General features: G+C 41.7%; 15 protein-coding genes and 2 pseudogenes. 9 read left to right on the forward strand and 8 right to left on the reverse strand.

Annotated features, from left to right (window positions below; translation table 11 throughout):
* Both LC653_RS42840 and LC653_RS42845 read right to left on the reverse strand, forming a co-directional pair.
* Positions 1–348: pseudogene (locus tag LC653_RS42840) on the reverse strand (ISAzo13-like element transposase-related protein); the annotation flags it as partial.
* 51 nt (positions 349–399) lie between these two features.
* Positions 400–906 (reverse strand): annotated as a pseudogene (locus tag LC653_RS42845) (CHAT domain-containing protein); the annotation flags it as partial.
* Between the two features lie 167 nt (positions 907–1,073).
* On the opposite strand from LC653_RS42845, the gene LC653_RS42850 reads away from it, so the two are divergent.
* From LC653_RS42850 to LC653_RS42875, 6 genes are all read left to right on the forward strand, one after another.
* Complete coding sequence (locus LC653_RS42850) at positions 1,074–1,412, forward strand: hypothetical protein (protein WP_229501349.1); 339 nt, start codon at positions 1,074–1,076, stop codon at positions 1,410–1,412.
* A gap of 93 nt (positions 1,413–1,505) precedes the next feature.
* Positions 1,506–1,856: a DUF5674 family protein gene (locus LC653_RS42855; protein WP_229501350.1), complete on the forward strand. Its 351-nt coding sequence runs from the start codon at positions 1,506–1,508 to the stop codon at positions 1,854–1,856.
* Positions 1,837–2,193: a hypothetical protein gene (locus LC653_RS42860; RefSeq protein WP_229501351.1), complete on the forward strand. Its 357-nt coding sequence runs from the start codon at positions 1,837–1,839 to the stop codon at positions 2,191–2,193. Before LC653_RS42855 ends, LC653_RS42860 begins: the two co-directional genes overlap by 20 nt.
* Before the next feature lie 32 nt (positions 2,194–2,225).
* A complete protein-coding gene (locus LC653_RS42865) occupies positions 2,226–2,975 on the forward strand; it encodes a peroxiredoxin-like family protein (RefSeq protein ID WP_229501352.1) in 750 nt (249 codons plus the stop codon).
* Between the two features lie 25 nt (positions 2,976–3,000).
* On the forward strand, positions 3,001–3,231 hold the full coding sequence (locus LC653_RS42870) for a hypothetical protein (protein ID WP_229501353.1): 231 nt from the start codon (positions 3,001–3,003) through the stop codon (positions 3,229–3,231).
* A gap of 323 nt (positions 3,232–3,554) precedes the next feature.
* Positions 3,555–3,845, forward strand: a complete 291-nt coding sequence (locus LC653_RS42875) for a DinB/UmuC family translesion DNA polymerase (protein ID WP_229501354.1) — start codon at positions 3,555–3,557, stop codon at positions 3,843–3,845.
* A gap of 94 nt (positions 3,846–3,939) precedes the next feature.
* Here LC653_RS42875 and cas3 read toward each other — a convergent pair whose 3' ends face one another.
* Both cas3 and LC653_RS42885 read right to left on the reverse strand, forming a co-directional pair.
* Entirely contained in the window at positions 3,940–5,349 is a 1,410-nt protein-coding gene (gene cas3 / locus LC653_RS42880; RefSeq protein WP_267923427.1) for a CRISPR-associated helicase Cas3', read from the reverse strand.
* Between the two features lie 210 nt (positions 5,350–5,559).
* A complete protein-coding gene (locus tag LC653_RS42885; RefSeq protein WP_229501356.1) occupies positions 5,560–6,216 on the reverse strand; it encodes a CRISPR-associated endonuclease Cas3'' in 657 nt (218 codons plus the stop codon).
* A 39-nt stretch (positions 6,217–6,255) separates the two neighbouring features.
* Here LC653_RS42885 and cas5 point away from each other — a divergent pair, with 39 nt between their 5' ends.
* The 3 genes from cas5 to LC653_RS47700 are packed head-to-tail and all read left to right on the forward strand — an operon-like array spanning position 6,256 to position 7,936.
* Positions 6,256–6,654, forward strand: a complete 399-nt coding sequence (cas5, locus tag LC653_RS42890) for a CRISPR-associated protein Cas5 (protein WP_229501357.1) — start codon at positions 6,256–6,258, stop codon at positions 6,652–6,654.
* On the forward strand, positions 6,588–7,781 hold the full coding sequence (locus tag LC653_RS42895) for a type I-C CRISPR-associated protein Cas8c/Csd1 (RefSeq protein WP_229501362.1): 1,194 nt from the start codon (positions 6,588–6,590) through the stop codon (positions 7,779–7,781). Before cas5 ends, LC653_RS42895 begins: the two co-directional genes overlap by 67 nt.
* A gap of 2 nt (positions 7,782–7,783) precedes the next feature.
* Positions 7,784–7,936: a type I CRISPR-associated protein Cas7 gene (locus tag LC653_RS47700; protein WP_372478297.1), complete on the forward strand. Its 153-nt coding sequence runs from the start codon at positions 7,784–7,786 to the stop codon at positions 7,934–7,936.
* Positions 7,937–8,139: 203 nt separating this feature from the next.
* Here LC653_RS47700 and LC653_RS42905 read toward each other — a convergent pair whose 3' ends face one another.
* The 4 genes from LC653_RS42905 to LC653_RS46050 are packed head-to-tail and all read right to left on the reverse strand — an operon-like array spanning position 8,140 to position 9,212.
* Positions 8,140–8,304 (reverse strand): hypothetical protein, encoded by a 165-nt coding sequence (locus LC653_RS42905; RefSeq protein WP_229501359.1) that lies wholly within the window; start codon positions 8,302–8,304, stop codon positions 8,140–8,142.
* Positions 8,297–8,518 (reverse strand): hypothetical protein, encoded by a 222-nt coding sequence (locus LC653_RS42910; RefSeq protein WP_229501360.1) that lies wholly within the window; start codon positions 8,516–8,518, stop codon positions 8,297–8,299. Before LC653_RS42910 ends, LC653_RS42905 begins: the two co-directional genes overlap by 8 nt.
* The gene (locus LC653_RS42915) at positions 8,515–8,922 is read right to left on the reverse strand and encodes a DUF1392 family protein (protein ID WP_308189240.1); all 408 of its coding nucleotides are present in this window, start codon (positions 8,920–8,922) and stop codon (positions 8,515–8,517) included. Before LC653_RS42915 ends, LC653_RS42910 begins: the two co-directional genes overlap by 4 nt.
* A 59-nt stretch (positions 8,923–8,981) precedes the next feature.
* Positions 8,982–9,212: a DNA cytosine methyltransferase gene (locus LC653_RS46050; RefSeq protein ID WP_229501361.1), complete on the reverse strand. Its 231-nt coding sequence runs from the start codon at positions 9,210–9,212 to the stop codon at positions 8,982–8,984.
* Positions 9,213–9,328 lie beyond the last annotated feature (116 nt).

The following is a 9,328-nucleotide window of genomic DNA, read 5'->3' on the forward strand; positions in this document are numbered from 1 at the left end:
CAGTTTCCGTTGGTACTCGATTTCTACCACCACGATCAAAGGAGCCGATATTGACACGAGCTTTGGCATCCAAACTTAAGCGTAAAACGCTTGGCTCTTCTGAAGTTTCTTGGTGAACTATAGCTAATTGCTCAAAGATTGCATCAGTTTCGGGAATTTTTTTTGAGGTTGAATTTTGGCAACCCTTTTGAGGCGATACCCTAAATCATTTAATTTGACACGAATTGTTTCTGAAGTTGGTAATTCTTCATCTGCATAAGCAAATTTCTTAATTAATTGATGCCTCACTTCCGCGGCAGAAAGGCGTGTATATAGTCTTTGGCTTTTAAAAGTAGGGTCTATTTGGCTTTCAGCCCCGGCAATAACGAAGGCTCGACGTAATCCGTACACTCCCTCGCCATCCAAAACACCCCCTAGCCCTGTTTCACAAGCAGAGAGTACTACCAAACGAGTGCCGCGCAAATTTAGTCCTGTCACTTCCAGAGATGTTAACACAACCTTTTCATTGTTGCTCTGATCAGTATTGTCTCCTGCTAGTACTAGACCACAACGTAAAAGTGGATTCTCGTTGAGAGCTGGGTTGTCTGTAGACCGACTAAAAAAGCCGTGGGCTGCAATGTGGAGAATGGTGGGAGAATACTGCTCCAACGTTTCTTTAATTGCTTGGGTGTCTTTTAGCAGTAGTGCATTTTGGAGAAAAGAAGCGATCGCTTCTGTTTCAATGTGCATCCCATAAAGGTCTGGATTGGCAATAATCACAGCATCTTGTTGAATTGGGCGATCGCTCCCTTCAACTTGCAATCGCAATAGGTCACGCCCAGAGGTCAGATAGCTAATAGTGTAGATATCGCCTAAATACTGATTTTGTGAATCGACTAAAGCAGCAAAAGGAATGAGATTAAGCAGTTAATTAAGGTCATTACCGCACCCCGAAAAGCAGAGCTATCCCGCTAAATAACGCTTAATTACCATTAAAAACGATATCTTGTCCTAAAAAGTTTTCTTTTATACTTTCTCAAGTATTAAAAATTGCGGTTTGAAAGTTTATTGACGGCGATCGCAGTTTACACTTTATGGAACTCTACCAAATTCTAGCCAAGGACAACCCCGAACTCAGAGGCAAGGGCGGTTGCTGGGCGATTGTCACTCAAGTGAATGACTTTAGCTGTACTGTAAGAACTTGTGATGGTGAACTGACAGTTGGGCTGAGGCATCTCAAATCGTTCAATTACCTACCTGCCGAATGTCAGCAGATGCAGGAGATATGCGATCGCATTAGTCGGGTGTATTCCAGTTCGCTGGAAGAATCAGTGCAGAAGTTTCTGGAGTCGCTGGGGAAGCTGAACCGTGGTTATTTGACGGCTTTAGAGGAGAAAGTGCTGAGTGTTTTGGAGTTGGAAATCATACCATAATGCAACAATGCTGTAAGGGATTAATTGAGGGATTCAAGGGATTCTACAAAGTAGAATTTGGACTTGTGCATTTACACAGGTAGGGGTGAAATTTTGGTATTGATTATCAGGGAAAGAGCAACTCTCGAACAAGTGGAGTTAATGCTGCAAACTTTGCGAGTCTACATTAAAGTGGCAGTAGACATTGAAAAAGGGATTTTAGCTGGAGGAGGAGAGAAACACGCCTTCTGTGAAGCAGCATTGCTCGAAGATGGTAGTAGACAGCGAGATATCTGGGGTGCTGATTGGACTCCTTTTGACCAATCAATCGCCTATGAATCGATTATTAACATTCGCCCCAGCCAAAATAATCGCTCCATGTTAATTCAAGCTCCAGCGATTCGAGAACGTGTTAAAAAAATTACTCAGGAGTTAATTGGGGGATATGAACCAGAAATTAGATGAAAAAAAAGTACGATTTCAAAGTGACAATACATCAACTCGCTTAGGACACATAGCTTCCAATTTAGCAAGGATTAGGACATTTTGTAACACTACTTATAAAGAAGCTGTTGAGAGTGTGGCAGATGAAACTATATGGTTTATTGAATGGACAGCAGCAGAAATTGAACCGGAATATGCCGAAGAACTAGTTAATATTCAAGTTCAACTGGCACAATGGAAATTAACTTTTGATAGTATTTGGTCTGATGATAGCGAACGTAGAAAAATGTCCGAACAATCTAGTGCTTGGTCAGAACGAGTATTAGATATGTCAGGGTTATTGTCTCAATCCATCTAAAATTTTATTTAAAGATTGTTGCCCTCGCCTACATGAATACTCAAACACGCTCCAATTCTCCAGATATTTACTCAATTTTGAGTCAAACTCAACGCTTGCGAGTTAGCGATGGAGAGATTAAACCTGTTTTAGATGGTTGTACCCATACTTCAAAGTTGCTCGTACTTATTTGGTCGCAGTTGGGAGATTTTGATAATTTAGAATATGCTTGGTGGCTGGTCAAAGACAAAGAACAGATCGAAGCAAGAGGAATCACAATTCGTGCTATTGGAATTGGAAACCGCAATTCTGGAATCAAGTTTTGCGAATATACGGGGTTTCCTCAAGAATGGTTGTTTGTAGATGCAAAAGCTGAAATTCACAGGCTTTTAGGTCTTTATCGAGGTCTGACCATACAATTTCCAATGTTAACAAGTTCACAAAACGCTTGGCTCAATTTAATGCTAATGTGTGCTGGAATTGGTAGTCCAGGAACTCTCAAGGAAGTTTTTCGGGGTTATAAAGGTGATTATAATGCTCCTCAGTTAATTGCTGATGAGGAAGTTGTGAAAGGTACATCTTTACCACCAATAAAAGGTGCGTTTTTCAAAGCTGTTGGAGGAAAAGGCTTTCAGCGTCCTTTTGAATTAGCAACCCTGCGCTTGCGAAACATGACCGAAGTTTTGAGCAACTGGAAGATTTATGTACCAGATTCATCTTGTTTGACACAACGCGGGGGAACTTTTCTATTTGATTCTCAAGGACAATTAATTTACTCACATCGCGATCGCAAGATATATTAAAACTGCAATTTTCCAGGAAACTCAGTTGACGGCAACTGCGGGTGTGTCGATTAACAAGTTTCTTGCAAAAATGGCATCAGGCCAAAATAAGCCCAATGGACTAACGGTGATTTTACCGGAGGATGCGATCGCCTTTGTAGAACAGCTACCAATTGAAAAGTTTCACGGCATTGGAGAGGTGACCTTACAATTCGCAATTCGCTTTTTCGCCCATTCGCTTTTTCGCCCATTCGCAATTGTGAACATAATAGAATAATTGATTAATTTCAGATACAAGTCTACGCTATTGAAAGCTCAATCTGAGAAACTATGAATAGTGATCGCTCATGGGTAAACCCATCAAAATCGCGCCACTTCACCAAACAACTTGCTCCTAAATTTATTTATGAAATAAACACGTAATACTTATCAATATTCAAGCCCTCACCTCTAGGTGTGGTGTAATAATTGCGAATTGCGAATTGCGAATTGCAAATTGTTACGTTGAGGCGAATCGGGTTCGTAAGTCAGTTGATGCAGAAACCTCATTTGCTCTCGATTTAACTGACCATAGTGAAATGTTGCAAGAACTCGAACAGATTGCCCTTTCTTGTCGAGCAACGGTTAGAGCAGCACGAAACGCGAGGACGCACATTAACTCTGAAAGTCAAGTTTTCTGACTATCATCAGATAACGCGCAGTAAGACAATGCTTGCTCCCATCAGTGAACTCTCTACGATTTTTGAGATAGCCAAAGCGCTGTTTGAGTCGATTGATCTGGAGAATCGCAGTATCAGGTTGCTGGGCATTTCCTTGTCCAATTTGGATAACGCCAAACAAACCCAAGTCATTCAACTGCCACTATTTCAAAATGCAGGCATTATATTTTAGCGATGCCGTTCGCTTTCTAGCATTAATAGCTGTATTGCTTATTCCACATAGCTTACAGCTTTTCTTAGTGCCGTTCGATGTATATTAAAGGTTTTTAAGATGTAGATAGCTGTATTCCACATTCGTTATAAGCCCCTTCTGGCCAAAGATTAAGCCCATTATTTAATCTGATAACAGAAGATAAATCACCTTTTTGTTGAATATTTACAGTAAATGCTTGTACCCTTCTCCAGTCTTGCTCGTTTAAAAATTCTTTCTGGCTCAATTCTTCAATAATTGGCTTGCCATCTCCCCAGTTGACAACGACTGAGATTTGGTTAAAATCATCAATTACATTTATCTGCCTAGCTACTTCTGGGAAGTTATACACGCTTCGCAAATAATTAATTTCTTTGCCTCCATCATGATTTTCATGAAAAAAATTAAGGAAATACTGCTTGACAGCTTCTAGCAATTCCTGGTTCAGATCAAATCTTCTTAAAATGCCTTTGGTAATATTAACTCCGTGTATATAACCTGGTGGATCTATTGCATTCAAAGAAAAAACTGTAAGAATACTTTCATTCTTATTTCTTTCTCCTTGGCGATTGCATCTTCCTGCTGACTGAATTAAAGAATCGAGCGGTGCTAATTGACGGTAAACTCTATGAAAATCAACATCAACTCCAGCTTCAATTAGTTGAGTACTAATAAGGAAACAAGATTCACCCACTTCTAGAAGTGGCTTTACCTGTGACAGTACTTCAGACCGATGGGCAGGACACATCTTGGAACTGAGATGAAACCAATTACCAGGAATCTTTTTTGATAATTCATAGTAACCTTCAGAAGCTAATTTAGTTGTATTAACAATGATTAAAACTTTTCTTTTTTCTGAGGCTTGAATATCTTGAGCTATATCAGTCCAATTCCAAATATCTTCAACAAAATGATAGGTTACACGATTCAACTTGTTAAAAAAGTTACAAGAGTGTTCATTAGGAATAATATCGTAGGCATTATCTTCAACAAGATTTCCAAAAGCAGGTTGAGTAGCACTCATTAAAACTACAGTACATCCCCAATCTTGCATTAGTACTTTCAGGACATCTAAAATTGGTCTGACTAAATGACTAGGTATAGTTTGTGCTTCATCGATTAGAATTACTTTGTTAATTAACCCTTGTAACTTTCGGCATTTAGCTGGAGAATGAGCAAACAAACTTTCGTAAAACTGCACACCACTAGTAACAATAACTGGCTTATCCCATCGTTCAGTATTGAGCTTGTAGTGTTTAGAATCTTGCGACTCTGGTTCAAAGCCTGAATGATGCTCTAGTACATTTTCTTTATTAAACCACTCACGATACAAAAAGGCAGTTTGTTCAATAATGCTTTTGAGTGGCCCGACGTAAACCACGCCGCTCATAGTGTGATGTTCTGCATGGAGCGCAGCAAATCTAGCGCTAGCCATAGTTTTTCCAACTCCGCAAGCACCAGTTAGGCGAAATATTCCTTTAGGCAACTTGGCTGCACTGATACAATACTCAGCAAAGACATTGCGAATTTTATCAATGCCAATGCTTTCTTTTTGGGCAAGGCTTGGGAAATTAAAGCAATGAGCATTGAAACTGTATTGTAAATCAGATGTAGAAGCCTCCCAATCTTGGAGGCTTTCAAATGTCTGAGCATTTAACCTCAGTAGATCGAAAACTTTTGTAAGTTGACGAAATAATCAGGGTTTCAGCCGACATTTTGGGGCTGATGATCGCGATCGCTTGCACTGCACTCTTAACCCACCAACAACACCCGTTCCTTGAAAAGCAGACTCTAACAGGATTGCGACAAATTGTGTTCCTAAACTTAAATGAACAGCTGGTAAGGGTTCTGGAAAACTTTTCGATCTACTGAACCTGTCTGCATCTACTAAAACAGAAAATAACATCCTAATAGCAAACTCACGACGATTATAGGCTAAGTTAATGTCTGGGAGTTTTTCGGGTACAAAATCTGGTATTTCCTGTTTCGCGGCTTCTACTGCTTGTCCCCATCCTTGAGCGTATTGCTCAAAATCTCTGGATTCGAGATGAGCCTTATCATGTAATCCTGTATGATGACCAGCAATGATGTAAGCGATCGCAGGTACTTTATCAGAATTCCTCAGTGCCAGCATTGCACCATGAGGAGCATGGTATTCACGTTTACCATCTCCCAATAAATATTTTTGCCACTCCTGCCTATACTTTCCTAAGTCATGCCAAAGCCCTGCATAGTATGCAACATCTTGAAATGTATCAGATGCTGTAGTTGAGCATTTTTTGGCAACTTGCAGTAAATGGGTTGACAATAACTGTTTTCGTTTATCTTCAGTAATTCTTGCCAAAAAATCCATACATTGTTACAACGGATCAGTTAATTTGTTTAGTAAAACATGAAAGTTAAGTTTTGGGGAGAATGGGCGCTATTCACCCGTCCAGAGTATAAAGCTGAACCCCATACCTATATAACACTGACATCAACGGCAGCGCTAGGGATGTTGGAGTCGATTTTCTGGAAACCGGAAATCAAGTACAAAATCAACTCTATTACAGTGTTGAATCCGATTCAGACAATGACCATGCAGCGTAATATGGTTGAATCCAAGCAAAGCCCAAGGGTTGCTAAAAGCTGGATGCAAAAGTCAGGCATTGGTAATTATTACGCCACAAGTGATCGCGCTCAACGCAATCACGTAATGGTCAACAAGTCAGCAAGCGACCAGCTATCAAAAAATGGTGGGGTGAATATTATGCAAGTAAGCAAGACACTATCTCTGGCATCTGCCTGCTGACGGGCGAAAACACTAGTCTTGTTAGTCGCAAGATGCCCATGATGGTCAAAGGTGTACCGGGTTCTTCTACTTCTGGCGCTGCTATTACCAGTTTTGATAAAACAGCTTACCAATCATACGGATGGGAAGGTAACGCTAACGCCCCTATTGGATTTGAGTCTGCTATTCGGTTCCACAAAACCCTAGAGATGTTGATGTCTAGAGATGCTAATCATAAAAATATTGGTAAACAGGCGTTTGTTTTTTGGGGAGATGTGGAAGGTGAAGGTATTGCTCCGCAGTTATGGGATGACCCCTCAGCTGCTCAAGGTATCTTTGTAGTTCCTGGTAACCCCAGTAAACTGCCAAGCGATCGCGCTCTATCTCGTCATTTTTATTTAGCTGCACTAAAAGGCAATAGGGGTAGAGTTGCTCTTAGCAGTTGGGATCAACGTACTTCAGAGCAAATTAAATCCAGCGTTCAACGATTTGTCCAATGTCAGGAGCTAATACCTCAAACCAAAGCTAGACCTATATGGGTACTGCGTAATAGTGCATTTCTTGACCCAGCTAAGGATTACACCGATAAAATCACCACTGCTTTAGTTAAGGCTGCTTTGCTCGGTACACCTTTGCCGGATGAATACGCTATCCGCGTTATGAACCGAATTTGTCAAGAACAAGATGTTATGCGATCGCCCGATCGAGCGCAAGCTTTAGCTTTTTATTTAACTACAAACGACACTATGCCAACATTACCTGAATTAAACAAACATCCCACACCTGAGCAAGTTGCATACATTTTAGGACGTATCGCCTTTTTGATGCATAGAGCGCAAGTGACCGCGCAAAACTCTAAAAAAGAAGAAACCAACATTACAAGGTCATTAAAAGCACTCTCTACTACACCAGCCCAAGTTTTTCCCCGTCTTTATTATGGGTGCATTGCTCACCACCTGGAGGATAAAGATGGCGGTGGCTTGCTATTTCGTATAAAACAAGCACTTGATGCGGAATTTGCTAAGTTTGGTCAGAGCTTCGACCCATCTATTGATTTGCCCGACACTTTTGATGTCAAAGCTCAATCCTGCTTTTTCTTCGGCTGGGGTATTCGTCGAGCCGAATTTTTCACTAAATCTGAGGAGTAACTATGACTATACATTTAGATCCAACTAAAAAACACGATGCCATTCTGCTTTTTGATTGCCTTGACGGGAATCCCAACGGCGACCCTGATGCTGGCAATCAACCCCGGATTGATCCACAGACTTGTCATTGTCAGTACCCAAGGATTCAACTGTAGATTGTTCCTTTGAAAGGACGATGGTTTGGGTTGTTGTACCTTTATCACTGCTGGATTGTGGTGTGGTTGACTTGGCAACAAAGTTGTAATATTGTTTACTTGGTGTTTTGTGAGGAGCCTGGGTATCGGTTAAACCGTTACCCTTATTTAACTCGGTAGGTGTGAGTATAAACCCATTTTGTGTCCCAATTGTGGACATTTGATTAGCCACTAACCCAACTTCTCCACCCCACAGTTTCGGCAGCGATCGCAGTACCACCTCCCGCCCGACGATGTGCCTGTGACAGAAATCCCCGATCTTCAAGGGAACACAACAAGGTAATATCTGCACTGGCCTGCTGCTGTCTTTGCACCCAAAGCTCAATCAACTGTTGCCGCTCCTGAAGAACCAGCAGAAACTGAGGCTCGTACTCTTTTTTCAGCTTCGGTATCCTGGGCTGATACTTTCCACCGCTTCAGGAGTTCTGGAGTTGGCGTGAATAGTGGAAGGTGTTTGCCTTTCCAGTTTTTGGGAGGGTACAAGGAAATTGAAACAGCCTCGCCTCGGATTTCGCCACGGTAGAATGAGGTGTACACCGTCATAATCGCACCCTTTCCAAATCGTAATCACTCACCCGCGCTATGGAATCTACTGAGGTAAAAACCTCATCGCCTCTTTCCGATATAGCAGGGGACATCCACTCGATACTGTAGAACCAGCAATCGTTAATCAGTTGTATGCCCTGGACAATACGAATCGGTGGGCCATCACCATGAAACCGAAACTCGACTAACTCACCGAGTCGGAACACAGGTTTTTCTTTAGTGTTCGGTTGTAAGTTGCCTGTGCCAATAAGTTCACTTTCTAAAACAGTAATGTTGTTATGAAGAGTGAAGATTTCGTATTTCCAGCCACCTTCTGACCACTCCACGCCAGTGCAATAACCGAAAGCTTTGGCAGATTTAACATAGACTCGCTCTAACAGACTGACCAGCAGAGGCGGGATTCGTTTCCCTCAAGGTGGAGAAATGTACCAGCACTGCTCCAAGTTTTGGACAAGATTAGTCATACGCTCGCTCCTTTCAAAATACTTTGTGCTGACATGAATAATTGAGTTGCAAAAGAAGGAGGCACAGAATAGCCGATAATTGACCCCGCCGTAGCAGTTTCGTTGGGGAATTCGTACCAACTGGGAAAGCCTTGCAAGATTGCAGCCCCCTCAATAGACAAAGACTTGACTGTACCATCAGGCAACCAGATATCAGCGAACTTACTACGGTTACAGCCGAATGGCACTAAGAAAAGCTCTAAGCTATACGGAATAAGGGCTACAGCTTTGAAAGTTATTGAACAGTCGAGGAGGGGTCAGGCGGTCGTCCTTGATGCAGTGTCATGGAAGCGATCGCCACAAA

It is taken from the genome of Nostoc mirabile CHAB5784 (assembly GCF_020829645.1).
Lineage (GTDB): Bacteria > Cyanobacteriota > Cyanobacteriia > Cyanobacteriales > Nostocaceae > Nostoc > Nostoc mirabile.

What these genes read in the sequence shown, in the direction of transcription:
- LC653_RS42850 (WP_229501349.1), top strand. Translation starts at nt 1,074, where the DNA reads ATGGAACTCTACCAAATTCTAGCCAAGGACAACCCCGAACTCAGAGGC.
- LC653_RS42860 (WP_229501351.1), top strand. Translation starts at nt 1,837, where the DNA reads ATGAACCAGAAATTAGATGAAAAAAAAGTACGATTTCAAAGTGACAAT.
- LC653_RS42865 (WP_229501352.1), top strand. Translation starts at nt 2,226, where the DNA reads ATGAATACTCAAACACGCTCCAATTCTCCAGATATTTACTCAATTTTG.
- LC653_RS42885 (WP_229501356.1), bottom strand. Translation starts at nt 6,216, where the DNA reads ATGGATTTTTTGGCAAGAATTACTGAAGATAAACGAAAACAGTTATTG.
- cas5 (WP_229501357.1), top strand. Translation starts at nt 6,256, where the DNA reads ATGAAAGTTAAGTTTTGGGGAGAATGGGCGCTATTCACCCGTCCAGAG.
- LC653_RS47700 (WP_372478297.1), top strand. Translation starts at nt 7,784, where the DNA reads ATGACTATACATTTAGATCCAACTAAAAAACACGATGCCATTCTGCTT.
- LC653_RS42910 (WP_229501360.1), bottom strand. Translation starts at nt 8,518, where the DNA reads ATGACGGTGTACACCTCATTCTACCGTGGCGAAATCCGAGGCGAGGCT.